The 23,515-nt window shown below is 66.5% G+C and carries 24 protein-coding genes and 1 tRNA gene; 11 read left to right on the forward strand and 14 right to left on the reverse strand.

Going from position 1 to position 23,515, the window contains the following annotated elements:
• Positions 1 to 362 precede the first annotated feature (362 nt).
• Positions 363 to 449, reverse strand: a tRNA-Tyr gene (locus GGQ80_RS15295).
• 142 nt (positions 450 to 591) lie between these two features.
• On the opposite strand from GGQ80_RS15295, the gene GGQ80_RS15300 reads away from it, so the two are divergent.
• The gene (locus GGQ80_RS15300) at positions 592 to 2,205 is read left to right on the forward strand and encodes a M20/M25/M40 family metallo-hydrolase (RefSeq protein WP_183986425.1); all 1,614 of its coding nucleotides are present in this window, start codon (positions 592 to 594) and stop codon (positions 2,203 to 2,205) included.
• Positions 2,205 to 2,951 carry a 23S rRNA (guanosine(2251)-2'-O)-methyltransferase RlmB gene (gene rlmB, locus GGQ80_RS15305; protein ID WP_183986427.1) on the forward strand — a complete coding sequence of 249 codons (747 nt, stop codon included), beginning with the start codon at positions 2,205 to 2,207 and terminating at the stop codon, positions 2,949 to 2,951. Before GGQ80_RS15300 ends, rlmB begins: the two co-directional genes overlap by 1 nt.
• Before the next feature lie 69 nt (positions 2,952 to 3,020).
• Here rlmB and GGQ80_RS18635 read toward each other — a convergent pair whose 3' ends face one another.
• The gene (locus GGQ80_RS18635) at positions 3,021 to 4,085 is read right to left on the reverse strand and encodes an RICIN domain-containing protein (protein WP_221364437.1); all 1,065 of its coding nucleotides are present in this window, start codon (positions 4,083 to 4,085) and stop codon (positions 3,021 to 3,023) included.
• A gap of 473 nt (positions 4,086 to 4,558) precedes the next feature.
• Between GGQ80_RS18635 and GGQ80_RS15315 the strand changes: the two genes are divergently transcribed.
• Complete coding sequence (locus GGQ80_RS15315) at positions 4,559 to 6,448, forward strand: ribonucleoside-diphosphate reductase subunit alpha (protein ID WP_183986431.1); 1,890 nt, start codon at positions 4,559 to 4,561, stop codon at positions 6,446 to 6,448.
• A 241-nt stretch (positions 6,449 to 6,689) separates the two neighbouring features.
• Entirely contained in the window at positions 6,690 to 7,178 is a 489-nt protein-coding gene (locus tag GGQ80_RS15320; protein WP_183986433.1) for an endonuclease domain-containing protein, read from the forward strand.
• A gap of 161 nt (positions 7,179 to 7,339) precedes the next feature.
• Here GGQ80_RS15320 and GGQ80_RS15325 read toward each other — a convergent pair whose 3' ends face one another.
• Positions 7,340 to 7,591: a DUF2171 domain-containing protein gene (locus GGQ80_RS15325; RefSeq protein ID WP_183986435.1), complete on the reverse strand. Its 252-nt coding sequence runs from the start codon at positions 7,589 to 7,591 to the stop codon at positions 7,340 to 7,342.
• Between the two features lie 74 nt (positions 7,592 to 7,665).
• Here GGQ80_RS15325 and GGQ80_RS15330 point away from each other — a divergent pair, with 74 nt between their 5' ends.
• The 3 genes from GGQ80_RS15330 to GGQ80_RS15340 are packed head-to-tail and all read left to right on the forward strand — an operon-like array spanning position 7,666 to position 9,946.
• Positions 7,666 to 7,866, forward strand: coding sequence for a hypothetical protein (locus GGQ80_RS15330; RefSeq protein ID WP_183986437.1), 201 nt, complete (start codon positions 7,666 to 7,668; stop codon positions 7,864 to 7,866).
• A gap of 46 nt (positions 7,867 to 7,912) precedes the next feature.
• A complete protein-coding gene (locus tag GGQ80_RS15335) occupies positions 7,913 to 8,977 on the forward strand; it encodes a ribonucleotide-diphosphate reductase subunit beta (RefSeq protein WP_183986439.1) in 1,065 nt (354 codons plus the stop codon).
• Positions 8,978 to 9,028: 51 nt separating this feature from the next.
• The gene (locus GGQ80_RS15340) at positions 9,029 to 9,946 is read left to right on the forward strand and encodes a hypothetical protein (RefSeq protein WP_183986441.1); all 918 of its coding nucleotides are present in this window, start codon (positions 9,029 to 9,031) and stop codon (positions 9,944 to 9,946) included.
• 20 nt (positions 9,947 to 9,966) lie between these two features.
• On the opposite strand, the gene GGQ80_RS15345 is transcribed toward GGQ80_RS15340, so the two are convergent.
• Positions 9,967 to 10,380, reverse strand: coding sequence for an ExbD/TolR family protein (locus tag GGQ80_RS15345; RefSeq protein WP_183986443.1), 414 nt, complete (start codon positions 10,378 to 10,380; stop codon positions 9,967 to 9,969).
• 523 nt (positions 10,381 to 10,903) lie between these two features.
• Here GGQ80_RS15345 and GGQ80_RS15350 point away from each other — a divergent pair.
• A complete protein-coding gene (locus GGQ80_RS15350) occupies positions 10,904 to 11,509 on the forward strand; it encodes a hypothetical protein (RefSeq protein ID WP_183986445.1) in 606 nt (201 codons plus the stop codon).
• Between the two features lie 67 nt (positions 11,510 to 11,576).
• Here the strand turns inward: GGQ80_RS15350 and GGQ80_RS15355 are convergent, their stop codons facing one another.
• On the reverse strand, positions 11,577 to 11,903 hold the full coding sequence (locus GGQ80_RS15355) for an HNH endonuclease (RefSeq protein ID WP_343051074.1): 327 nt from the start codon (positions 11,901 to 11,903) through the stop codon (positions 11,577 to 11,579).
• Between the two features lie 58 nt (positions 11,904 to 11,961).
• Between GGQ80_RS15355 and GGQ80_RS15360 the strand changes: the two genes are divergently transcribed.
• Complete coding sequence (locus GGQ80_RS15360) at positions 11,962 to 12,108, forward strand: hypothetical protein (protein WP_183986449.1); 147 nt, start codon at positions 11,962 to 11,964, stop codon at positions 12,106 to 12,108.
• 23 nt (positions 12,109 to 12,131) lie between these two features.
• On the opposite strand, the gene GGQ80_RS15365 is transcribed toward GGQ80_RS15360, so the two are convergent.
• From GGQ80_RS15365 to GGQ80_RS15375, 3 genes are all read right to left on the reverse strand, one after another.
• Positions 12,132 to 12,539, reverse strand: a complete 408-nt coding sequence (locus tag GGQ80_RS15365) for an MliC family protein (protein WP_183986451.1) — start codon at positions 12,537 to 12,539, stop codon at positions 12,132 to 12,134.
• 82 nt (positions 12,540 to 12,621) lie between these two features.
• Positions 12,622 to 12,963, reverse strand: a complete 342-nt coding sequence (locus GGQ80_RS15370; protein WP_183986453.1) for a DNA primase — start codon at positions 12,961 to 12,963, stop codon at positions 12,622 to 12,624.
• Positions 12,964 to 13,018: 55 nt separating this feature from the next.
• Positions 13,019 to 14,254: a multidrug effflux MFS transporter gene (locus tag GGQ80_RS15375; protein ID WP_183986455.1), complete on the reverse strand. Its 1,236-nt coding sequence runs from the start codon at positions 14,252 to 14,254 to the stop codon at positions 13,019 to 13,021.
• A gap of 132 nt (positions 14,255 to 14,386) precedes the next feature.
• On the opposite strand from GGQ80_RS15375, the gene GGQ80_RS15380 reads away from it, so the two are divergent.
• Positions 14,387 to 15,343, forward strand: coding sequence for an isopenicillin N synthase family dioxygenase (locus tag GGQ80_RS15380; RefSeq protein WP_183986457.1), 957 nt, complete (start codon positions 14,387 to 14,389; stop codon positions 15,341 to 15,343).
• Here the strand turns inward: GGQ80_RS15380 and GGQ80_RS15385 are convergent.
• The 6 genes from GGQ80_RS15385 to hflK all read right to left on the reverse strand — a co-directional run bounded on the left by GGQ80_RS15385 (position 15,333) and on the right by hflK (position 22,461).
• Positions 15,333 to 15,728 carry a hypothetical protein gene (locus GGQ80_RS15385; protein ID WP_183986459.1) on the reverse strand — a complete coding sequence of 132 codons (396 nt, stop codon included), beginning with the start codon at positions 15,726 to 15,728 and terminating at the stop codon, positions 15,333 to 15,335. The two genes, GGQ80_RS15380 and GGQ80_RS15385, sit on opposite strands and share 11 nt — an antisense overlap.
• 47 nt (positions 15,729 to 15,775) lie before the next feature.
• A complete protein-coding gene (locus GGQ80_RS15390) occupies positions 15,776 to 17,014 on the reverse strand; it encodes a M20 metallopeptidase family protein (RefSeq protein WP_183986461.1) in 1,239 nt (412 codons plus the stop codon).
• Between the two features lie 14 nt (positions 17,015 to 17,028).
• Complete coding sequence (locus GGQ80_RS15395) at positions 17,029 to 18,696, reverse strand: helicase HerA-like domain-containing protein (protein WP_183986463.1); 1,668 nt, start codon at positions 18,694 to 18,696, stop codon at positions 17,029 to 17,031.
• A gap of 116 nt (positions 18,697 to 18,812) precedes the next feature.
• Complete coding sequence (locus tag GGQ80_RS15400) at positions 18,813 to 20,351, reverse strand: Do family serine endopeptidase (protein WP_183986465.1); 1,539 nt, start codon at positions 20,349 to 20,351, stop codon at positions 18,813 to 18,815.
• A gap of 119 nt (positions 20,352 to 20,470) precedes the next feature.
• Complete coding sequence (gene hflC, locus GGQ80_RS15405; protein WP_343051071.1) at positions 20,471 to 21,337, reverse strand: protease modulator HflC; 867 nt, start codon at positions 21,335 to 21,337, stop codon at positions 20,471 to 20,473.
• Positions 21,334 to 22,461, reverse strand: a complete 1,128-nt coding sequence (hflK, locus tag GGQ80_RS15410; protein WP_183986467.1) for an FtsH protease activity modulator HflK — start codon at positions 22,459 to 22,461, stop codon at positions 21,334 to 21,336. The genes hflC and hflK overlap by 4 nt, the downstream gene beginning before the upstream one ends.
• A 70-nt stretch (positions 22,462 to 22,531) precedes the next feature.
• Here hflK and GGQ80_RS15415 point away from each other — a divergent pair, with 70 nt between their 5' ends.
• Complete coding sequence (locus tag GGQ80_RS15415) at positions 22,532 to 23,482, forward strand: Mrp/NBP35 family ATP-binding protein (protein ID WP_183986469.1); 951 nt, start codon at positions 22,532 to 22,534, stop codon at positions 23,480 to 23,482.
• Positions 23,483 to 23,515: the final 33 nt, after the last annotated feature.

The raw sequence follows: 23,515 nt of genomic DNA on the forward strand, positions 1-23,515 counted from the left end.
CGGTGTGATCATTCAGATATTGTTCATGGATGGGAGCGGCAACGGCGAAATATAGTTAACGATAAATAGACGGGATTTGGCCCGAGCGGCGTCGATGGCGCCGATACTGTTAACCATCATGGCAGGCCGACATCCGTGGTTTTTCGCATGAGATCGTCGGAAGTTAGCGATCATGGTAAACGCGGCCGATTGTACCGAAGCGGGAACGGCCCCCGGTGGCGCACCAATCGCGGCTGACGTTAACCAGATTCGCATCATGCGAATCGACCGGCAGGGATCGACAGACGCCCACACGAAACGATCGCCGCCGCACGACCGCGGCACGCAGGACCCCCGGGGCGGGGAACACATCGATGTAAGGATGGTGGACAGGGCTGGATTCGAACCAGCGTACGGGAGACCCGGGCAGATTTACAGTCTGCTGCCTTTAACCACTCGGCCACCTGTCCAGCTGGGCCGCTTGTCGGAAGCGAGGCGCGTCCATGGCGAAGCGAATGCGCGCTGTCAACGCGCGTCTGCCCGCCTTGCCCTTATCGTCGCCGCCGCATAGCACTCGCGCACATAGAACGACGCATCCACTCGGGAGGAACCATGCGCCACCTGCTGCTCACCGCCACCGCCATCGCCGCGATCGCCTTGCCCGCCCAGGCGCAGGATCGTGCGGCCACGAACCGTATCATCGACGAAGGCCTCAACCGCAGCCAGGTGATGGTCACCGCGCAGCACCTGACCGACGTCATCGGCCCGCGCATGACCAATTCGCCCGCAATGCGAAAGGCGGAGGGCTGGACGCAGGCGAAGTTCAGCGAATGGGGGCTGAAGAACGTCCACAAGGAGGGCTTCCCGTTCGGTCGCGGCTGGTCGATCGAACGGTCGAGCGTGCGGATGGTGACGCCGCGCGTCGTCCAGCTGACCGCCATCCCCGTCGCCTGGACGCCGGCGACCAACGGCGCGATCACCGCGCCGGTCGTCGTCGCGCCAATCGAGCGCGAGCGGGACTTCGCCAAGTATCGCGGCCAGCTGTCGGGCAAGATCGTGATGATTACCCAGCCGGAGCCGGCGCGCGATGGCACCGAGCCCGACTTCAAGCGCCTGACCGGCGACGACATCGGCAAGCTCGACCAGTATCGCCAGCCGACCTACGATCCCGCCAGCGCCGACCGGCGGATGAAGCGGCTCGACTACGCCAAGAAGCTCGATGCCTTCCTGAAGAGCGAGGGCGCGGTCGCGGTCGCCAGCATGTCGTATCGCGACGGCAAGCTGATCCATGGCGAAGGCTATCTGTTCGGCGTCGGCGAGACGCCGTCGCTGCCGCAGGTGCAGATCGCGCAGGAGGATTATCTGCGGCTCGCCCGCCTGGCCAAGATCGGCCCGGCACCGACGCTGGAGATCGTCAGCGACGTGCGCTTCGACGACAGCGACGCTAACGCCTATAACATCATCGCCGAAATCCCCGGCACCGATCCCAAGGCCGGTTACGTCATGGCCGGCGCCCACCTCGATTCCTGGGTGGCGGGCGACGGCGCGACCGACAATGGCGCCGGCAGCGCGATGATCATGGAAGCCGCGCGGATCATCGCCGCCAGCGGCATCCGGCCGAAGCGCACGATCCGCTTCGCGCTGTGGTCGGGCGAGGAGCAGGGCATCCTCGGCTCGATGGCCTATGTCGAACAGCATCTCGCGCATCGCGGCCCCGCCGGCAGCGAGGACGCCAAGGGCGGCAACGGCATGCAGCGCTATTACGGCTACACCGATCGCTGGCCGATCACGCCCAAGGCCGGCTACGGCGACCTTGCCGCCTATTTCAACATCGACAACGGCTCGGGCAAGCTGCGCGGTCTGTATGCCGAGGGCAATCCCGCGGTGGTGCCGATCTTCCGCGAATGGCTGGCGCCCTATGCCTCGATGGGTGCGGGCAACGTCGTCATCCGCCCGACCGGCGGCACCGACCACGTCTTCATGCAGTCGGTCGGCGTGCCGGGGTTCCAGTTCATCCAGGATCCGCTCGATTACGGCAGCCGCACCCACCATTCCTCGATCGACACCTTCGACCATCTGAAGGCCGAGGACATGCGCCAGGCGTCGACGGTGCTCGCCGGCGTGCTGGTCAGCGCCGCCAACGCCAAGGATCCGCTGCCACGGATGCCGCTGCCGACCAAGCCGGTCGTCACCGACCCCTTCGCCTACAGCCAGGACGACGATTGATGGCACGCCGCGGGCATCGCCCCTCGACCGGCGTCGCCGGCAAGCCCCGCTTCTGGGGCCGTCACGCCGTCACCGCCGCGCTCGCCAATCCCGAACGGCGCGTGCTCAAGATCTGGGGCACGCGCGAGGCGCTGGCGCATCTCGCGCTGCCGCCGGTGCTGCCGGTCGTCTACGCCGATGTCGCCGACCTCGGCCGGATGGTGCCCGCCGATGCGCCGCACCAGGGCCTCGTCGCCGAAGTCGAGCCGCTCGAGGACGTGTGGCTCGGCGACCTGCTCGATCAGGGTGCCGACGATCGCCGGCCGCTGGTCGTGCTCGACCAGGTGACCGACCCGCACAACGTCGGCGCGATCCTGCGCTCGGCCGCCGCCTTCGACGCGCTCGGCATCATCACCCAGGACCGTCACGCCCCGCCCGAATCGGGGACGGTGGCGCGCGCCGCGTCGGGGGCGCTCGAAACGGTGCCGTGGGTGCGCGTCGTTAACCTGTCGCGCGCGCTCGACGAGGTGGCGGAGGCGAATTTCTGGCGCATCGGCCTGACCGGCCACGCCACCCAGACGCTGGGCGAGGCGCTCGGCGACGCGCGCGTCGCGATCGTCCTCGGCGCCGAGGGCGAAGGCATGCGCCACAACACCGAACAGCATTGCGACCAGCTGGCGAAGCTGCCGATCTCGCCCAAGGTCGAAAGCCTCAACGTGTCGAACGCCGCCGCGATCGCGCTCTATGCGGTGGCGGCGCGGGGCTGACCTGTCTGCTTCGTCAGGCCGGATCGAAATCGGCCTGACGACGCGCGACGGGTTGCGAGGATCCGGCTTTCAGCGGACCAGCTGCCACTGCTGATTGGGATGAAAACCGCATCCCCACAGTCGCACCGCGCCACCGACGGCAAGATTGCCGATATTGTCCAGGCAATTACCGGTCGCCCGGTTGCGCAGCAGGAACCATCCGCCCTCGCCGACCGGCATCATCTCCCATTGCTGGCGGGTCGCGCCGCTGGCGGGCGCCATCACCGCCGCGACATTGTCGCCCGACGCGGTTCCCTCGATCGCCAGTCCGCTCTCGGCATTGGTGAGCGTGACGAAGCCGTCCGCGAAGGTCACGCGCCACTGCTGCTTCGCCGATGCCGGCGCGTTGGCCTCCTCGGTCGGCGTGGCGCCGGTCGTCGCGCCCTGCAGCACGAGCTGGCCCGAACGATTGTGGAAGCGGCGAACGCCCGCGATCGCCGCGGTCTCATCGACACCAAGTCGCATGTCGGCTCGCTGCGCACTCACCAGCTGAGTGTTGCGCTGGGTTTCGGCAAACTCCGAATCATAGTTGAGGCCATAGGGCCAGAAATGCATCCGGTCGGCGTTGAGCACCGCCTGCGCCCCGTCGAACGCACGGATCCGGGCGTTCGCCACCGGCCCGGTGAAGCGGCCGTTGGTCACCAGCCCGGGCCATTCGCCGACCGAGCCCGAGCCGAACCAGTGCGCCAGTTCGTGCAGCGCGACCCGGCGGCCGATCGCGCCGCCGAAGCGGATCTGCCCCTGATAGCTGGCGTCGGCGGTCGGCGTCCCCGATCCGTAGACGACCGACACCGTGCCAGCGAACGCGCCGAGCACGTTGGTGTGCGCGACCGCGAACTCCATCGCGTCGCGGATTCCGGCAAGCTTGTCGGCCGGAATGTCGCTCGCCAGCGAATAGCGTAGCGTCCCCAGGACATAGGGATCGACCGCCGGCGCGGGGGTGGGCGTCGGGCTTGGCGTCGGCGTCGGCGTCGGCGTCGGCGATGGTGATGGCGTCGACGCGATCTGAACGACCTGCCCGCCCGATCCGCCGTCATCGCCGCAACCGGCAAGCGCCAGCACCGCCATGGCGATCCCACTCGTCGACCACGCCAAACGCCGCCGCCGGACAACCATATCCTGTGTTAGCATTCGCCCTTTTCGCCAATATCGTTGCGATCGCAAGAGCCCTTCCTATCGCGCCGCCCCGGTCGGAACGCGGCCTGCCGCCCCCACCCCATCCACAGCTAAATTTTTCGCCCCCGCGACTTTTCGCTTGCGATCGGCGAAAGCGTGGATCGACCACGCGTCGCGTAGCTCGGCTCGTCGCAATCGCCGCGCCACGCGATCGAACCGTCGATTCACCCCCTTGCGTGGTAACCACCTTTGCCACAATCAGTAGCGGTACGGTCCAGGGGCGAACCCAAGTTCTGGTAGAGACGCGGCTGCGACCCCATATCGGGTGGTGACCGCATGAAGGCGGAACGCCGATGTGGCGTACGCATTTTGTTCTCACCAGACGGTTCGCCGGATGATAGAAGGGGTTTGCGCCCCGATTCGAACGATTTGAGCAAACGGGAGCGGTTTGGATGGACTTCAGGGACGCGCAGGAGCGTGAGATGAGCACCGACACCCTAGAGGCCGTCGCCGAGGCGCCGGCAAGCGACAGCAAGACGATCCGCCCCCGGCCCTTCCCGGTCGAGGTCGATCACAGCCGCGATGCGCTGCTGACCGAATTCGGCAAGGAGACGCTGAAGGACCGCTATCTGCTGCCGGGCGAGAGCTATCAGGACCTCTTCGTCCGCGTTGCGTCTACCTATGCCGACGATGCCGCGCATGCGCAGCGGATCTACGACTATATCAGCCGCCTGTGGTTCATGCCGGCGACGCCGGTGCTGTCGAACGGCGGCACCGGGCGCGGCTTGCCGATCAGCTGCTATCTCAATTCGGTGCCCGACAGCCTCAACGGCATCGTCGATACCTGGAACGAGAATGTCTGGCTCGCCAGCCGTGGCGGCGGCATCGGTACCTATTGGGGCAACGTGCGCGGGATCGGCGAGCCGGTCGGCCTCAACGGCAAGACCAGCGGCATCATCCCCTTCGTGCGCGTGATGGATTCGCTAACGCTCGCGATTAGCCAGGGCTCGCTACGCCGTGGCTCGGCCGCCTGCTACCTCGACGTCTCGCATCCCGAGATCGAGGAGTTCCTGGAGATCCGCAAGCCGAGCGGCGACTTCAACCGCAAGGCGCTGAACCTCCACCACGGCGTGCTGATCCCCGACGCCTTCATGGAAGCGGTGCGCGACGGCGCCGAGTGGGAGCTGAAGAGCCCCAAGGACGGGTCCTTGCGCGGCAAGGTCGACGCGCGCTCGCTGTTCCAGAAGCTGGTCGAGACGCGGCTGGCGACCGGTGAGCCGTACATCGTCTTCGCCGACCATGTGAACCAGAACATGCCCCGCCACCACCGCGAGCTGGGGCTGAAGGTGTCTACGTCGAACCTGTGCAGCGAGATCACGCTGCCGACGGGCCGCGACCATCTCGGCAACGACCGTACCGCGGTCTGCTGCCTGTCGTCGCTCAACCTGGAAACCTGGGACCAGTGGAAGGGCGACAAGGTCTTCATCGAGGACGTGATGCGCTTCCTCGACAACGTCCTCCAGGATTACATCGACCGTCACGAGCCCGGCATGGAGCGCGCCGCCTATTCCGCCGCGCGCGAGCGCTCGGTGGGCCTCGGCGTCATGGGCTTCCACAGCTTCCTCCAGGCGCGCGGGCTGCCGTTCGAGGGCGCGATGGCCAAGTCATGGAATCTGCGCATCTTCAAGCACATCAACGCCGCCGCGAACCAGGCGTCGATGACCCTCGCCGCCGAGCGTGGGCCGTGCCCCGATGCCGCGGACGTCGGCGTGATGGAGCGCTTCAGCTGCAAGATGGCGATCGCGCCGACCGCGTCGATCAGCATCATCTGCGGCGGCACCAGCGCGTGCATCGAGCCGATCCCGGCGAACATCTACACCCACAAGACGCTGTCGGGCAGCTTCGCGGTCAAGAACCCCTATCTCGAGAAGCTGCTGAACGAGAAGGCGAAGAACACCGACGCGATCTGGAACTCGATCCTCGAGCATGGCGGCTCGGTCCAGCACCTCGACTTCCTCGACACCGAAGAGAAGGACTGCTTCAAGACCAGCTTCGAGATCGACCAGCGCTGGCTGCTCGAACTGGCCGGTGACCGCACGCCGTTCATCGACCAGGCGCAGTCGCTCAACCTGTTCATCCCGGCCGACGTCGAGAAGTGGGACCTGCTGATGCTCCACTTCCGCGCGTGGGAACTGGGCATCAAGTCGCTCTATTACCTGCGCTCGAAGTCGGTCCAGCGCGCCGGGTTCGCGGGCGGGGTGGAGACCGACAACACGCTGGAAAAGCCGAAGTATGAATTCGGCGAGAGCACCGATTATGACGAGTGCCTGGCCTGCCAGTGAGGCGCGGGCGGCTTGGGATTGCGTAAGCAATCCCAAGACTCGCCACGGCGGCCAGCAGCGGCGGCGTAGCCGGCGATGTCTGACGGCGTGGCGGACATGTGAGATGGCCTGCCCTCACCCTCCCACCCGGCTGCGCCGGGCGGGCCCCTCCCTCTCCCGGAGGGAGAGGGGTGATGGAGCGCCAGGTCCCTCTCCCTGTGGGAGAGGGAGGGAGCCGCGAAGCGGCGGAAGGGTGAGGACAATGCGCCTCTATGCGAACCAGCCGATCGGCGCGGTCCCGCGTGCCCGCCGCCTGCGCCGCGACGCGCCGGAGCCTGAACGCCGCCTGCTACAGGGGCTACGCGAAGCGTTTCCCGATCTGAAGTGGCGCCACCGAGCGCCAATCGGGCCGTTCTATGCCGACATCCTGTGCTTCTCGGAACGCCTCGTCGTCGAGGTCGACGGCGACACGCACGCGGCATCTGTCGACACCGATACGCAGCGCGAAGCCTTCATGCGCAACGAAGGCTTCCGCACCCTCCGCTTCACCAACGCCGACGTGATGGAAAATCTCGAAGGCGTAGTGGATACAATCTCCCTCTCCCTGCGGGAGAGGAGTGACGGGTCGTCCGTGCCCCCGGCACGGGCTGAACAGCGCGGGGCGCTGTTCACCCGGCACTGGGCCCGCTCGCCGAAGGCGAGTGGGAAGGGTGAGGACAGCCAAATCACGAAAAAGGGCAGCGCCGCATGACCGGCCCTGCCCTCACCCTTCCGCCGCTGCGCGGCTCCCTCCCTCTCCCGATGGGAGAGGGAAAGCAGCGCCGCGTCGTCAGTCGGAACGGGCTCCGCCCGCACCGCTGGCCGTCGCGGCGAGTCCGCGGATTGCTCGCGCAACCCGCGCCCGCCCGTGCCTCACTCGGCCTCTTCGAACATGTCCACCGCGTTCTGCGCGGTCGCCGACAGGCGCACCGTGTCGCCCTCGATCTCCGCGACCAGCCCGGCCGGCAGGTAGTGATGCTTGGCGCCCTGCCCATCCTCGGTCGACGGGCTGTCGTTCTTGGTCAGCTTGATCCGCTCGCCCTCGACATGGTCGACCGTGCCGACATGGACGCCGTCGGCGCCGATGACCTTCATATGCTCCTTGATGTTGCTGTGGTCGTGCATCGTCCGTCTCCTCGTGATGGGTTCGGCGGTGAAACGGCCACGCCCACGATTGGATGCATCGCGAGGATGAACGCATGAGCCTGCAGGTCGCGATCATGTACGCGGTCGCCGCGGTCCTGGCGCTGGTCGGCGCCGGGCTGTTGCTCGCACTCGCGCGACCGCGCGGCCCCGCCGCGGTCTATGTCTTCCGCATGGTCGGCATCATGGCGCTCGCCGGCGGTGTCGTCCTCGCCTTTTCGGCCACCGCGATGTGGAACTGGAGCCTCCAGCCATGATCGCCGCGGCCCTCCCCTTCACCCTCTTCGTCCCGGAGTAATCCTCATGTCCCTCCTCCATGCCTCCAAGCAGTACAAGCCGTTCGAATACCCCTGGGCGTTCGAATATTGGAAGCGTCAGCAGCAGCTCCACTGGCTCCCCGAAGAGGTGCCGCTGGGCGAGGACTGCCGCGACTGGGCGCAGAAGCTGACCGAGCATGAGCGTAACCTGCTCACGCAGATCTTCCGCTTCTTCACCCAGGCCGATGTCGAGGTGCAGGACTGCTATCATGAGAAATACGGCCGCGTGTTCAAGCCGACCGAGGTCAAGATGATGCTGACCGCGTTCAGCAACATGGAGACGGTCCACATCGCCGCCTACAGCCACCTGCTCGACACCATCGGCATGCCCGAGAGCGAATATGGCGCCTTCCTCGAATATGCCGAGCTGAAGGACAAGCACGACTATCTGCAGAACTTCGGCGTCGACACCGACGAGGATATCGCGCGCACGCTGGCGATGTTTGGCGGCTTCACCGAAGGCGTCCAGCTGTTCGCCAGCTTCGCGATGCTGATGAACTTCCCGCGCTTCAACAAGATGAAGGGCATGGGCCAAATCGTCAGCTGGTCGGTGCGCGACGAGAGCCTTCATTGCGAAGGCATCATCAAGCTGTTCCACGCCTTCACCAAGGAGCGCAACTGCCTGACCAAGGCGGTGAAGGACGACATCGCCGACGTCTGCCAGACGACGATCCGGCTCGAGGACAATTTCATCGACCTCGCGTTCGAGATGGGCCCGGTCAACGGCATGACCGCCAAGGACATCAAGAAGTACATCCGCTACATCGCCGACTGGCGGATGGGCCAGCTCGGACTGAAGCCGATCTACATGATCGACGAGCACCCGATCCCCTGGCTCACCCCGCTGCTCAACGGCGTCGAGCACGCCAACTTCTTCGAAACCCGCGCTACGGAGTATTCGAAGGCAGCGACCCGCGGCCAGTGGAACGACGTGTGGGACAGCTTCGACAAGCGCAAGAAGGCCAAGGGCGTGGCGACTGGCGCGGTGGCGAACGACGGGACGGAAGAGTCGGGGGACATGTTCTCGCGCGCTGGGGTCGCAGCGGAGTAATATCTAGTCCGCTAATGAGGCAGCCCATACCTGCAAATTAAGAGTGAAGCAATGCCCGATGGTGGATTTCAAGCGATAGACAAAGTAAAGGTTCCGTTTGCGAACTATGATATTGTTGTCTATTTTGGTGTCGGCATTGCCTCCTTGCCATTCGTCAATAGATACGTTTTGGACGGCGGAAAGAGTAAGTTTCCCTCCCTCTTCACTGCTTTTGATGATCCAATCATCAACACTACAATATCAATAGTAGCATTGATATTTGCTACATATATTCTTGGCCATGGCATTGCGATACTTGCCGGGTCGTTTATTGAACAGTTTGTATTTCAAACCGTCGGGCAGCCATCTCGCTTCATTGCCGATGTAGCAAAAGCACATTCCGAGCCCGGACATATGAGGCGGATGATCAAACAGTCACTGAAAAAGTCCTATCGAAACCATCCCAAGTTCATTGATTTGGCTCGCCTCGCATTCCATATTCCCGCGATCCCCATTTACCTCATGATGTACTGGATTGGTTTCTATGACTTTTACGAGAGTAAAATAAGTTCGTATATTATATTGCGAGTGCAAAGCCGCCTTGAGAGGTGCTTCGACTACCCAAGCCAGATTTTCAGCGATACAAGATGGTTCAAGATCGTAGAGTATTCTTGCGCTAATGATCATCCAGTTGCGCTATCGCGAATGTATAACTATCTAGTCATTTATGGACTATTTCGCTCTACTAGCTTTTTGCTTCTTTGTTGTGTTTGGTGTGAATGGTTTTATTTTTTCGACAGGGGTGGCTTAGGTTTCTTCGACCCACGGGGTAGCGGATATCTATCGATCAGACTTGCGATCGTATATTCGTCATACTTGATATCTCTAATCGGCTATATGAAGTTCAGTCGTCGATATACTGAGGAAGCGACCTTAGCCTTCGCGCTATCAAAGGTCTTCGATATTTCGGGCAGCACAAAAGCTGCCTAGATAGCATTTCATCGCTGTTGCTACCGCTCCCCCTCAAACCCCAACCGCGTGATCCCCGCGCGCTTCACCGCAGCCAGCGTCTGGTCGAAGCGTTCGTAGCGCGCCTCGGGGTCGGTGCGCATCACCAGCGAGGCTTGCGGGTCGGTGGCGATCGGGCTCAGCCGGGCGGTCAATCCCGCCTCGTCGACCGCGACCCCGTCGAGGCGCAGAGCCCCGGCGCTGGTCAGTTCCAGGCGGTGCATCGCCAGCGGCTTGGCGGGATCGGGGTTGGGCTGCGGCAGGTCGAGCGGCACTTCGTGCGTCAGCGCGGGCAGCGACATTAGGAACACGACCAGCAGCACCAGCATCACGTCGATCAGCGGCGTGATGTTGAGGTCCGCGATCGGCGCATCCGCGTCGGCGGTCAGAGCGCGGGTGGGAGCGAAACGGCGCATGGCGTGTCTCCTTCGTGATGTTTTGTGATACCATCACATAGCCGGTTGGTCGTCAAGGAGGTTCACGCGGAGGCGCGGCGTTAGGTTCGCGCGAAGACGCGAAGGCGCGAAGAGGGTCGGTGGCTGGGCCGATGCCCGGGCGCCCGCCGCCCTCGTCGCCGTCTCCTGCGCCCGCCACCCTCGTCATCCCCGCGCAGGTGGGGATCCATCGTCGCTGTCCACTGTGGGTCTCACTCCCGTGCCAGGATTATGGATCCTCGCCTGCGCGGAAATGACGGAGGAATGCGACCACGCGCCCCCTCTTCGCGCCTTCGCGCCTTCGCGCGAACCATCATCACCCACCCCCCACCACGCGCCCGAAACCCTCCGCGCCTCCGCGCGAACCATCATCACCCCCGGAAGCGCAGCCGTCGCCCGCCAGGCACCCCATCCAACAAGCACGAAGGCGAAAACAAACGCTGTCCTACACGCCAAAGCCCGTATAGCTGGTCCGGCTCCTTCGACCACGACAGGAGCCACGACCATGAAGCCCAGCAAGCACGCCATCGGCGAACGTGCCGAGCCGGCCGCCCAGCCCCGGCCGGCAACCGACCCCAGCTTCGTCGACGATCTCGAGCCCGTCCCCGTCCGCACCCGTTGGCGCGGCTGGTCGGCAGAGCGGCAGCGCGAATTCCTGATCGCGCTGGCGGAAACCGGCTCGATCAGCATGGCCTGCAATCAGGTGAAGATGACGTCGCGCTCCGCCTATCGCCTGCGCCAGCGGCCCGACGCCGCCGCCTTCGCGCGCGCCTGGGACGATGCGCTGCGCATCGCGACGACGCGACTGACGACGCTCGCCTATGAGCGCGCGGTCCGCGGCACGCTGACCGAGACGTTCGACCAGTTCGGCAACCTCACCGGCCAGCGCCGCACGCCGTCGGACAAGCTGTTGATGTTCCTGCTCGGCCACCTGCTGCCCGCGGGTCGTCCCGGCGATCGCTGGCCGGGGTTGCAGGAATTGGGCACGGCGCGGCTCGCCGATTTCCCCGCCAGCCTCGCCGCGCTGACCGACAGCGATACGGAGATCGTCCCCTATCGGGCGGAGGATTTCTACGGCGATCCGCCCCACGATCCCGCGGACTGCACGTGACGGCGACGGACGCACCCTCGCGCGCGCACGCGAGAGAGTGCGACTTTTGGGAACTTCGGGTATCGGGCTACCGGCTGCGGCGGGTCGGCGCGTGGAAGTCGGCGGGCTTGTCGGCGATCCAGCGCAGGAAGCGGGCGATCGCCGGCTCGCCGCGCAGCGCATCGAGCGTGCCGAGCCGCGCCAGCTCGGCGTTGGCCAGCGTCGCGTGGATCGTGCGGTGGCAGATCGGGTGGACCGGCTCGGTCTCGCGCCCGCCCTCGCTCTTGGGGACGACATGGTGCCACTCGGTCTGGGCACCCAGCGGCCGGCCGCACAGCGCGCAGGGGCCCGGCGCCTCGGCGACCGCGCGCGCCGCCAGCGCCGCTGCCGCGGCCAAGCCTTGCCTACGCCGCACCCTGCCCGTCACCCTTCGCGCTTCCCATGCGTTGACCGATCCCGACAGGAGAGATGGCATGACCGAGAAGAAGGGCAAGGGCAGCGACACCGCCCAGCGCGCCAACGCCAAGGCCGCGAAGGACGGCGAGAAGAACCCCCGCAAGAGCTCGGCGGCGCAGGCCGAGCTCGGCAAGAAGGGCGGCAAGGCGGCCGCCAAGAAATAGGCGGCTCGGCGTTTCGGGCGGGGCTAGGGAATGACGTGGCAGTCGACGCCGCGGCGGCCCGGCCCGTCGAACACCGCCTCGCGCCCGCTGCCGCGCAGCGAATAGCCGCCGGCGGCGTAATGGATGCCCGAGGCGGCGGGCTGCTGGCGCAGCGTCATCGCCTTGCCCCTGTCCAGCCACACGCGGGCGTTCTGCGCGACGTTGTCGAACTCGACCGTCATCGTCGCAGCCCCGCAGCGATAGCGAGCCGAGACGGTGGGCGGCATGTCGAAGGCGGCCAGCTTCGACGCGCCGGGCCTCGCCGCCGCATAGCCGGCGATGTCGCGCTCCGCACGCTTGGCGGCGGCGTTCAGGTCGGCGCTATCCGTCGTCGCTTCGCCGTCGGTACAACCGACCAACAGCGCGAGCGACGCCAGGGACCAATGGCGCATGGTCGTCTCCCTCGGCATCGATGCCCAGCCGATGCACGATCGAATGCGCCATGATATTGATCGAGATCAGCGGCAGTGGAGATTACGGGCGAAGCGCCGCATCGTCGGTGTCGCCCAGCTCGTCCTCGTCGACGCTGCCGTCGTCGAACTCGTCCTGGACGTCGTCTTCCGCGATGGCGGTGTCGCGCATCGTCGCCTCGCTGTCCTCTTCGCCCGTTTCTTCGGAATCGAGGTCGAGTTCGTCGATATTCTCGTCCTCGACATCGTCGTCGCCGAGGTCGGGGTCGAGATCGGTCAGGACGACGCCGTCGGTCGGTCCGTCGCGGGTCGCCTCCAGGATCTCGGCACGCTGGCTTTCGTCATAGCCTTCCTCGTCCCAGCCGTCGTCGCCACTGCCGATCCCGGGAACCTGGTGTCCGCCCATCATTACCTCCTGCGATTGTCTAGGAAGCGAACGGCGGCGGGGGTGCCCGGGTTCCTTAGACCGGCCGATACAGCCTACCGCGCTCGGTAATGGCGACGATGACGAACGAGATGATCCCGCAGATCAGGAACCCCGCCTCCAGTGGCCGGGTCGTGCCGTCGAACGCCTGGCCGATGACCACGCCGATGCCCGATCCCAGCAGCACGCTCACGAAGCCCTGCACGCTCGACGCGGTGCCGGCGATGTGGCCCATATTCTCCATCGCCATCGCCGAGAAGTTGGAGGTGGCGAGGCCGAAGCACGCCATCGTCACCGCCTGCAGCGCCAGGAACGTCCACAGGTTCTCGATCCCTGCCAGCGCCAGCGTCAGATGGACCGCCGACAGCAGGATCAGCAGCGTCAGTGCACTGTGGCTGATCAGCCGCGTGCCCAGCCGCATCACCAGCCGCGCGTTGGTCAGGTTCGCGATCGCCATCAGGAACGACGTCGCCGCGAACATTCCGCCCAGCCAGCTACCATGGCCGAACGTCTCCGACACGATCTGCTGCACCGAATTGAGATAGCCGTACAAGGCGCCGAGCAGCATGCCCGAGGCGAGCGTGTAACCGAGCGACCAGCGATCGCGGACGGTCACCTCCCACCCGCCGACGATCCGCCCCACCGACAGCGGTAGCGCGTCCTCGGGCTTCAGCGTTTCGGGCATGCGCAGGTAGAACCAGGTGAACACCACGAGGCTGGCCACCGAAATCGCCCAGAAGATCCCGCGCCAGTTGGCGAAGAGCAGCACCCCCTGGCCGAAACTCGGCGCCAGGATCGGCACCAGCATGAAGACCATGAACGCGATCGACATGACCTTCGCCATCGCCCGCCCGTGGAAACAATCGCGGACCAGCGCCACCGTCGCCACCCGCGTCGCGGCGATCAGCGCCCCGCCGACGACTCGGGCGATCAGCAGCAGCGTAAAGCTGCCCGCCATTGCCGCCGCGGCGTTCGCCACCGCATAGCCCGCCATCGAGCACAGCAGCACCCTTCGTCGGCCGAACCGGTCGGCGAGCGGTCCATGGATGAGATGCGCCGCGCCGAAGCCGACGACGAAGGCGGTGACGACGAACTGGCGATGATTGTCCGAGTCGACGTTCAGCGCCTCCCCGATCGCGGGCAGCGCCGGCAGCATCGAATCGATCCCCAGTGCCGTCAGCGACATCAGCGCCGCCACCAGCGCAACGAACTCGACGAAGCCGATCGGCGCACCGGCCACGGCCGGCGCCTGGGTTTCTGGCTGCTGGGTCATGCGTCTTCGCTAGCGGCTGTTGCGGCGCAGCGTAACCCCGGCCGTGCGCGACATACGTATGACGCCGGGTGCATTGAGGCGCAGGCCGCGTGCGCCTATACTGATCCTTTCCCGTTGTTCGGACACGCAATCATGCTCGACACCCCTTCCGCCGAAGTCCCCGTCCTCAGCCTGTCCGATCAGGAACGCGATCCCGATGCGTTCGCGGCGGCATTCGGCGGTTCGTTCGAGCGGTTCGGCTTCGCGATCGTCGCCGACCATGGCGTTCCCCAGCCGCTGATCGACCGCGCCTGGGCGGAAACCGAGGCGCTGTTCGCGCTGCCCGAGGAGGAAAAGCGCGGCTATTTCGTGGCCGGCGGCGGCGGTGCGCGCGGCTACACGCCGTTCAAGACCGAGATCGCCAAGGACGCCAAGCACGTCGACCTCAAGGAATTCTGGCACGTCGGCCGCGAACTGCCCGAGGGCCATCGCTTTGCGGGCAACATGGCGCCGAACATCTGGCCGGCGCGGCCGGAGGGGTTCAAGGATACCTTCATCGAGCTGTTCGCTGCCTTCGATCGCGCCGGTGACCGATTGCTGTCGGCGATCGCCCGCCACCTGAAGCTCGCGCCCGACTGGTTCGACCCGGCGGTCAAGGACGGCAACTCGGTGCTGCGCCTGCTCCACTATCCGCCGATCCCGGTCGATGCCGAGGGCGTCCGCGCCGGCGCGCATGAGGACATCAACCTCATCACCCTGCTTCTTGGCGCCGAAGAGGCCGGGCTCGAGCTGCTCGATCGCAACACCGGCCGCTGGCTTGCGATCAAGCCGCCCGAGGGCGCGATGGTCGTCAACGTCGGCGACATGCTCCAGCGACTGACCAACAACGTCCTGCCCTCGACCACCCACCGCGTCGTCAACCCGCCGCCCGAGCGCCGCGGCCATTCGCGCTACTCGATGCCCTTTTTCCTCCACCCTGCGCCAGATTTTCTGATCGAGACGCTGCCGGGCTGCGTGACGCCGGACAATCCGAACCGTTACCCGCAGCCGATCACCGCGCATGACTATTTGCACGAACGGCTAGTGGAGATTGGCCTGATCAAGAAGTAGCGCCCAGCGCTTCGGCTCGGTCGAGGTCTTTGGCACGGCCAAAACGGTGGAGCAGGTCGATCAACTCGGCTCGGGTAGGCACATAAACGCCGCCGAGCCCGATCCGCGATCCGATCGAGACAGGCACCCACTCGCTCCGATCGCGGAGGCACAGACCTGCCATCAACTCGACCGGCAACGGCGCCGCATCCCAGCGGCTGAAGACGTCGGAACGGAACCGGGCATCGGGCCGTCCTGCCTCGACGGGTATATCGAGCGCATCGAACACGCGTGGCACGTCCTCGATATCGATGAGGATATCCACGTCGCCAACGTCGGTAGGGGCACCATGTAGCGCCACGGCTGCGCTGCCGATGACCCACCACGGCTTCATCGCACCCGTCATCGTCGCGGCCACTAAACGCAGTGTGCCACTTAGGGGATCGGCTGGGCTCAATCGAACCCACGCTCCAGATACCGCGTCGCCATCGCGCAGTGCATCGCGATGCCGCGCGCCATCACCGCTTCGTCGATCGTCATCTTCGTGTTGTGAAGCGGCGGGTTGGTGCGCCAGTCGGTGCCGTCGGGCGCCACGCCGATGAAGCCCATCGCGCCCGGCACCTCGCGCAGCACATAACTGAAATCCTCGCCCCCCATCATCGGCGCCGGCATGGTATGGTATGCGTCCTCGCCGCCGATCGCGACCGCGCAGCCCTTCATCACCGCGAGCGCGCGCGGGTCGTTCATCGTCACGGGATAGCCATCGTCGATCCACGCCTCGGCGGTCGCGCCATGCGCCGCGGCGATGCCCGTGACGATCCGCTCGAACGCCTCGAACATCGTCGTGCGGGTCGCCTCCGACAACGTCCGGAGCGTGCCCAGCATCTCGCACGTGTCGGGGATGATATTGTGTGCCGTGCCGCCCGCATGAAGCGAGGTGATCGAGAGCACCGCAGGATCCTGCACGGGGATGCGCCGCGCGATGAAGGTCTGGAGCGCGGTCACGATCTCTGCCGCGATCGGCACCGGGTCGATATTCTCGTGCGGCATCGCCGCGTGCCCGCCGCGGCCGGTGATCCGCGCGTGAACGGTGTTCGCCGACGCGAGCAGCGGACCCGCCCGGCTCACCAGCACGCCCGACGGCATGTTGGGCGAGATGTGCAGCGCGAACGCCGCCTCGGGCGCCGGGTCGGCGAGCAGCCCGTCCTCCATCATGAAGCGGGCGCCGTGATGCCCCTCTTCGCCGGGCTGGAACATGAAGACGATCGTGCCGGGCAGTCCGTCGCGGCGCGCACATAGCGCCTTGGCCGCGCCGACCAGCATCGCCGTATGCGAGTCGTGGCCGCACGCATGCATGCGGCCGGGAATGGTTGAGGCGAAGTCGAGCCCCGTCTCCTCGTTCATCGGCAGCGCGTCCATGTCGCCGCGCAGCAGTACGGTGCGCCCGTTGCTGCCCTGCCCGCCCCCGGCCGCACCGCCGCGCAGGACCGCCACGAACCCCGTGGTCGACCGACTGTCGCGGATCTCCAGCGGCAGACCGGCGAGCGCCGCCTTCGCCTTCTCGGTCGTCAGCGGGCAATGCAACCCGATCTCCGGCTCGGCGTGGATCGCCCGGCGCAGCGCGATCGTCTCGGGCAGTTGCGCCTCGCCGACCGCCAGCCAGTCGGTCGCCTCTACATGATCCCAGCTCATCGTCCTGCTCCCGTCTATTTCAGCAATCCGCCGAGCACGCCGCGCAGCAACCCGCCGACCAGCCCGCCCGACGACGAACGGCGACGCGTTCCGCTCCCGAACACCTGCTTGCCGATCTCGTTCGCGACCTGACGTCCGATCGACGACGAGGCAGCGCGCGTCGCCGATCCGGCGATCTTCGCCCAGGGGCTGTTCGCCGCCTCGCGCTCGGCATCGCGCTGCGCCTGCCGGTCGAGCCGTGCCTGGCGATCCTCTTCCCGTTGCCGGGCCGCCTCGGCCTTGGCCGCTTCGCGCGCGGCGAGCGCATCGGCCTTGGCCTGCGCCGCTGCGGCCTTTTCCGCATCGGTCTGCGCCTTCGCCTGGGCGGCGGCGGCGGCGGCCTGCTGCGCCTTGGCGCCGAGCATCTCTTCCGCCGACTCGCGATCGACCAGCGTGTCGTACTTATTGCCGATCGCGTCGGTCTGGATCAGTACGCTGCGCTCGGCGGGCGTCACCGGGCCGACGCGGCTCTCGGGCGGCTTGATCAGCGTCCGCTCGACCGGCGAGGGCGAGCCGTCGGGCTGGAGCAACGACACCAGTGCCTCGCCGATCGCCAGCTCGGTGATCGCGGTCGCGACGTCGACCCCCGAGTTGGCGCGGAACGTATCCGCCGCCGCCCGCACCGCCTGCTGGTCGCGGGGCGTGAAGGCGTTGAGCTTGTGCTGGACCCGATTGTTCAGCTGCGCTGCGACGGTATCGGGAATGTCGATCGGGTTCTGGGTGATGAAATAAACGCCCACCCCCTTCGACCGGATCAGCCGCACCACCTGCTCGATCTTTTCGAGCAGCGCCGGCGGCGCGTTGTCGAACAGCAGGTGCGCCTCGTCGAAGAAGAAGACGAGCTTCGGCTTATCGGGATCGCCCACCTCGGGCATGTTCTCGAACAGCTCGCTCAGCAGCCACAGCAGGAAGGTGGCATAGAGCTTCGGGCTGGCCATCAGCTTGTCGGCGGCGAGGATGTTGACGATCCCGCGCCCCTTGTCGTCGAAACCGATGAAATCCTTCATGTCGAGCGCCGGCTCGCCGAAGAAATGCTCGCCCCCCTGGCTGCGCAGCTGGAGCAGCGAGCGCTGGATCGCACCGATCGACTGCTTCGACACATTGCCGAAGGTCGTCGTCAATTCGTCGGCGCGGTTGGCGCATTCGCTCAGCATCGCCTGAAGGTCGTCGAGGTCGAGCAGCAGCAGCCCGTCCTGATCGGCGACGTGGAAGGCGATCGTCAGCACGCCCTCCTGCACCTCGTTGAGGTCCATCAGCCGCGCGAGCAGCAGCGGCCCCATCTCGCTGACGGTGGTGCGGATCGGATGGCCCTGCTCGCCGAACAGGTCCCAGAACTGAACGGGATTGTCGCGATACTGCCAGTCGGTCTCGCCGACCTCGGCGGCACGCTTGGCGAAGGTGTCGTGCAGCTTCGACTGCGCCGACCCGGCCATCGCCAACCCCGACAGGTCACCCTTCACGTCGGCGACGAAGCTCGGCACGCCGGCCGCGGAAAAGCCCTCGACGATCCCCTGCAGCGTCACCGTCTTGCCAGTGCCCGTCGCCCCGGCGATCAGCCCGTGACGGTTCGCCCGCTTCAGGTTGAGCACCTGCGGCTTGGCGGCATCCCCTGCCGTGCTACCGATGAAGATGCCGTCGGTCATCTCGCCTCCTTGCCGTGATCGCGACGAAGACTAGCGCGCAGCGTCGGCAAGGAGAAATGAAAAGGGCCGCCGCTTCGACGAAGCGACGGCCCTTTCTCACCGTTAGGCCGCGGACCTTACCCGCTGATCTTCACTGCGACGAACTGCGGCGCACCGCGCCCACGTTGGACTAGCAGCAACACCGACGTGCGATTGAGTGCCTTGGCCGAAGCTACCGCCTGATTAAGGTCGGCGGCAGAGCGCACCGGCGTTCCATTGACCGCCGAGATGACGTCGCCACGGCGCAGCTTTCCGGCCGCATCGCTGGAATCGCTGACCGAGCCGATCACAACACCTTGGACCGAGCCATCGACACCCACGGCTCGGGCGATCGCGGGCGTCAGCGGCTGCACTGCGAGGCCAAGCGATCCACCACGCGCCGGGACACCCTGCGTCGTGCCGTCGCCATCGTCATCATCCGCGCCAAAGCCCTGCGCGTCGCCGCCGTTCATCGCCGCCAGCTGGTCGTTCGACGGCCGGGTGACGACGTTGATGTTCGCCGTTACCGGCTTGCCGTTGCGCAGGATGTCAAGCCGCGCGGTCGATCCCGGCGGCACCGTCGCGATCAGGCGCGACAGCGTCTGGTCGGGAGTCACCGCCTGGCCGTTGACGCGGATCACCACGTCGCCGGCACGAACTCCCGCCTTGCCCGCCGGGCCATCGGGGGTGACGCCCGAGATCAGCTCGCCCTGGTTCGGCGGAATGCCCAGGGCCGCCGCCGCATCGCTGTCGACTGGCCCGCCCAGCGTCACGCCGATATAGCCGCGGCTGATCGTGCCGCCCTTCATGAAGGTGTCGATGATCGGCTTGACGATGGCCGCGGGGATCGCGAAGCCGATGCCGATGTTGCCGCCGGTCTGGCTGAAGATCTGCGAGTTCACGCCGATCACGTTGCCGTTCAGGTCGAACATCGGTCCGCCCGAGTTGCCTTGGTTGATCGAAGCATCGGTCTGGATGAACCGATCGTAGGCGCCGCCCTGCCCGGTCACGCGATTGGTCGCCGAGATGATGCCCGCGGTCACTGTGCCGCCGAGGCCATAGGGCTCGCCGATCGCCACCACCCAGTCGCCGACGCGCGCCTTCGACGAATCGCCGAATTTCACGAACGGCAGGTTGCGGGCGTCGATCTTCAGCAGCGCCAAGTCAGAGTCCTGGTCCTTGCCGATGACCTTGGCCGGATATTCCTTGAAATCGCTGAGCGTGACCGTGATCGAGTCGACCGTCGCACCCTTCGCGCCTGGCGAGATCACGTGATAGTTGGTCACGACATAACCGTCGGGCGAGATCAGGAAGCCCGATCCCAGCGAGGCGCCCTGCCGCTTCACCGGCGCACCGCCACCGCCCATGCCACCGAACAGTTCGCCGAACGGCGTGCCTTGGAACGGATTCGCCTGCTGCTGCTGGACGATGGTCTGTTTGGTCGAGATATTGACGACCGCCGGCTGGAGCCGCGCGACCATGTCGGCGAAGCTCATCGGCGCGCCGGCGCGCGGGGTCATCGCCTGGATCGCGCCGGGTTCGTTCTGCGCGACTTGCGCCGTCGTCGGCTGGAGCGCCAGCGTCGCGGTCGCGCCGCCGAGGAGAAGGGCACCGGTGATAGCGTAGGCGTAACGCACGTGGGGATAGTCCTCTCGATTGAGCCTGTCGTTTACATTCGTGAGCGACGACGGCTGAACGCCGGTTGAATGTCGCTCACGAATACACAACGCCTAGCTTGATACGAAGAGCCTGGGTTTCAACGTTCACGGCCCTCGAATTCACGCAAATAACTGTTGTTGGGCGACAAGATGATCGACGTCGACCCCTGCGGTTCCGTTCCTCCGTCCGCACCGAAGGTGTGCCGGTAGGACTGCATCGCGCGATAGAAGTCGTAGAAATCGGCGTCCTTGGTGAAGCTCTGCGCATAAACCTTCGCCGCATCGGCGTCGGCCTGGGCGCGGATGATCTGCGCCGTCTTCTGCCCCTGCGCGCGGATCGTCGCCGCCTGCTGCTGACGCGCGGTGCGCATCCGCTGCAGCGCGCTGTCGAGCGGGCTGCCCTGCGGCAGGTCGGCATGCTTGATCCGCACGTCGACGACCTGGACGCCGTACTGGCTGGCGGTTCGCTGGAGCCGCGCCTGGATCGCGTTCATCACCTCGTCGCGCTCGGAACTGAGCAGCGTCGCGAACGGCCGCTTGCCGAGCTCGCTGCGCACCGCAGAACCGAGCAGCGGCTGCAGCGCATCGGTCACCCGCTGCTCGCTGCCCGCGGTCACCACCATGCGCAGCGGATCGGTGATGCGGAACCGCGCGAACGCGTCCACCTCCAGCCGGAGCTGATCGGACGACAGCACCTGCTGGTTGTCGTAATCGACGTCGAGGACGCGCTTGTTCACCCACACCAGCCGGTCGATCAGCGGGATGCGGACGATCAGCCCGGCGCCACTGCGCCCGAATATCTCGTTGGGCTTCCAGGCATTGACGGTACGTACCGGCCGCTCGAAGCGCAGCACGACGACCTGCTTGGTCTCGGGCACGATCGCGAAGGTCATCGCCATCACGACGACGACGAACAACGCGATGATGCCGAGCGCGAGCGGATTGCGGAATAGCGAGGCGTTCACTGGCCGCCTCCCGATTGCGGCTGGGGCTGGACCGGTTGCTGCGGTTGCGGCTGCGTCACCTGCGGCTCGGCGAGGCGCCGCGTCGGCTGCCCGCTGAGATAGGGCACGACGTTGCTCGGCTCGACGATCGTCTTGTCGCTGCGCGCCAGCACCGCTTCCATGGTCTCGTAATACATGCGGCGGCGGGTCACCTCGGGCGCCAGGCGATACTGCTCGTACACCTTGTCGAACTGCGCCGCCTCGCCCTCGGCACGGGCGATCACCTGCTGCGCATAGGATTGTGCCTGGTTGCGGAAGGCGATCGATTCCTGCTGCGCGGCAGTCACGTCCTTGAACGCGTCGTTGACCCGCTCGGGCGGATCGGCCTGCTTGATGCCGACGCCCTGGATGCGGATGCCCGCGTTATATTCGTCGAGGATCTGCTGCATGCGCTGCTGCACCTCGGCCTCGATCTGCTGGCGGCCGGTCGTCAGAGCCTCGTCGAGGGTGACGTTCGCCACCACCTCGCGCATCGCGCTCTCGGCGGTCGCGCGGACGGTGCCGCGCGGCTCGGCGATCTGGAACGCGAAGTCGACCGGGTCGGCAATGCTCCAGCGCACCGAATAAGCCAGATCGATGATGTTCTGGTCGCGCGTCAGCATCAGATTCTCGCCGCCGCCGTCCGGAAAATCCTCGGTGCGGATCGCCTGGACGTCGACCTTGTCGACGTTGGCGATCGGTGCGGGCAGCGTCACCTGGATGCCGGGATCGAGCGTGCCGACATAGCGTCCGAAATAGGTCACGACGCCGCGCTCCTGCGGCCCGATCGGATGGATCGACGTGACCCCGACCCAGGCGACGAGCACCAGCCCGGCGCCGATCGCCCACAAGGTACGCGCATTGGCGCCGCCCGGCAGGTTGCCGAAGCCACCACCGCCGCCGCCATCGCCGCCGCCGCCGCGCGCCTTCTTCAAAAATTCGTCGAGCGCGCTCGGCTTGGCGCCGCCGCGACGGCCACCGGGCGGCACCGCCCAGGGATTGCGCGGGCCGGTGCCCGAAGGGTCGTCACCTTGGCTCCACGGGCCCTTGGGCGGTTCGACGGCGAGTACGGGAGGGCGCGAACGACGGCCCGGCAGCTGGATCATGACATCCCTTATAAGAGGCGCGTGGCGGAAAAACAGTGGCAAGCAGCCGAGGTGGTCCTATGGCCCGCGCATGATCGATCAGGAAGCCATCCGCCACGCGATCGCCGCCGTCGCCGGCGACCGCGCCACCGTCCGCATCGAGGGCGAGCGCGTCGGGGTCGTCATCGATGCCAGCGGCCTCGACGCCGCCGCGCGCGAGGCGCTGGAAGCCCGCGTCCGTGCCGCGGCGAGCGCACCTGGCGTCGGCGAAGTCCGCGTCGTCTCCACCGCCGAACGGGTGGCTCGTGCGCTGATCGCCGTCGCCAGCGGCAAGGGCGGCGTCGGCAAGTCGACGCTCGCCGCCAACCTCGCCATCGCGCTGTCGCGCGCCGGGCGGCGCGTCGGCCTGGTCGACGCCGACATCTACGGCCCGTCGCAACCGCGACTGATGGCGGTCGAGGGAACGCGCCCGACCGCGCACGACAAGACGCTCGATCCGGTGCCGACGCCCTATGGCGTTCCGCTGTTGTCGATGGGTCAGCTCGTCGCGCCGGGCAAGGCGCTGGCATGGCGCGGGCCGATGGCGGCCGGCGCGCTCGGCCAGCTGGTCGAGGCGGCGTGGGGCGCGGCCGATACGCTGGTCCTCGATCTGCCACCCGGCACCGGCGACGTGCAGCTGACGATGGTGCAGAAATATCGCCCCGCCGGCGCGGTGATCGTCTCGACGCCGCAGGACCTGGCGCTGATCGACGCGACCCGCGCGATCGACCTGTTCAACACTGCCGGCGTGCCGATCATCGGCCTGGTCGAAAACATGGCCGGCTACACCTGCCCGCATTGCGGCGAGACGTCCGATCCCTTCGGCAACGGCGGCGCCGAGGCGGCGGCGGCGCGGCTCGCCATCCCGTTCCTGGGACGCGTCCCGCTGACGATCGACATCCGTGCGGCGTCCGATGCCGGCACCCCGCCCGCAGCGGACCCGGACGACCGGATTTTCGCCCCGATCGCGGCTCGGCTCGTCGAGTGGCTCGCCCGGCGTTGAAACCGGACGGGCACTTCGACGTTATCTTGTTAC

It is taken from the genome of Sphingomonas jinjuensis (genome assembly GCF_014197105.1).
Classification (GTDB): Bacteria; Pseudomonadota; Alphaproteobacteria; order Sphingomonadales; family Sphingomonadaceae; genus Sphingomonas; species Sphingomonas jinjuensis.

What these genes read in the sequence shown, in the direction of transcription:
- GGQ80_RS15385 (WP_183986459.1), bottom strand. Translation starts at nt 15,728, where the DNA reads ATGACGGGTGCGATGAAGCCGTGGTGGGTCATCGGCAGCGCAGCCGTG.
- GGQ80_RS15315 (WP_183986431.1), top strand. Translation starts at nt 4,559, where the DNA reads ATGGACTTCAGGGACGCGCAGGAGCGTGAGATGAGCACCGACACCCTA.
- hflK (WP_183986467.1), bottom strand. Translation starts at nt 22,461, where the DNA reads ATGATCCAGCTGCCGGGCCGTCGTTCGCGCCCTCCCGTACTCGCCGTC.
- GGQ80_RS15330 (WP_183986437.1), top strand. Translation starts at nt 7,666, where the DNA reads ATGAGCCTGCAGGTCGCGATCATGTACGCGGTCGCCGCGGTCCTGGCG.
- GGQ80_RS15320 (WP_183986433.1), top strand. Translation starts at nt 6,690, where the DNA reads ATGCGCCTCTATGCGAACCAGCCGATCGGCGCGGTCCCGCGTGCCCGC.
- GGQ80_RS15370 (WP_183986453.1), bottom strand. Translation starts at nt 12,963, where the DNA reads ATGGGCGGACACCAGGTTCCCGGGATCGGCAGTGGCGACGACGGCTGG.
- GGQ80_RS15375 (WP_183986455.1), bottom strand. Translation starts at nt 14,254, where the DNA reads ATGACCCAGCAGCCAGAAACCCAGGCGCCGGCCGTGGCCGGTGCGCCG.
- GGQ80_RS15350 (WP_183986445.1), top strand. Translation starts at nt 10,904, where the DNA reads ATGAAGCCCAGCAAGCACGCCATCGGCGAACGTGCCGAGCCGGCCGCC.
- GGQ80_RS15395 (WP_183986463.1), bottom strand. Translation starts at nt 18,696, where the DNA reads ATGACCGACGGCATCTTCATCGGTAGCACGGCAGGGGATGCCGCCAAG.
- GGQ80_RS15300 (WP_183986425.1), top strand. Translation starts at nt 592, where the DNA reads ATGCGCCACCTGCTGCTCACCGCCACCGCCATCGCCGCGATCGCCTTG.
- GGQ80_RS15390 (WP_183986461.1), bottom strand. Translation starts at nt 17,014, where the DNA reads ATGAGCTGGGATCATGTAGAGGCGACCGACTGGCTGGCGGTCGGCGAG.
- GGQ80_RS15325 (WP_183986435.1), bottom strand. Translation starts at nt 7,591, where the DNA reads ATGCACGACCACAGCAACATCAAGGAGCATATGAAGGTCATCGGCGCC.
- rlmB (WP_183986427.1), top strand. Translation starts at nt 2,205, where the DNA reads ATGGCACGCCGCGGGCATCGCCCCTCGACCGGCGTCGCCGGCAAGCCC.
- GGQ80_RS15360 (WP_183986449.1), top strand. Translation starts at nt 11,962, where the DNA reads ATGACCGAGAAGAAGGGCAAGGGCAGCGACACCGCCCAGCGCGCCAAC.
- GGQ80_RS15335 (WP_183986439.1), top strand. Translation starts at nt 7,913, where the DNA reads ATGTCCCTCCTCCATGCCTCCAAGCAGTACAAGCCGTTCGAATACCCC.
- GGQ80_RS15415 (WP_183986469.1), top strand. Translation starts at nt 22,532, where the DNA reads ATGATCGATCAGGAAGCCATCCGCCACGCGATCGCCGCCGTCGCCGGC.
- GGQ80_RS15380 (WP_183986457.1), top strand. Translation starts at nt 14,387, where the DNA reads ATGCTCGACACCCCTTCCGCCGAAGTCCCCGTCCTCAGCCTGTCCGAT.
- GGQ80_RS15365 (WP_183986451.1), bottom strand. Translation starts at nt 12,539, where the DNA reads ATGCGCCATTGGTCCCTGGCGTCGCTCGCGCTGTTGGTCGGTTGTACC.
- GGQ80_RS15340 (WP_183986441.1), top strand. Translation starts at nt 9,029, where the DNA reads ATGCCCGATGGTGGATTTCAAGCGATAGACAAAGTAAAGGTTCCGTTT.
- GGQ80_RS15345 (WP_183986443.1), bottom strand. Translation starts at nt 10,380, where the DNA reads ATGCGCCGTTTCGCTCCCACCCGCGCTCTGACCGCCGACGCGGATGCG.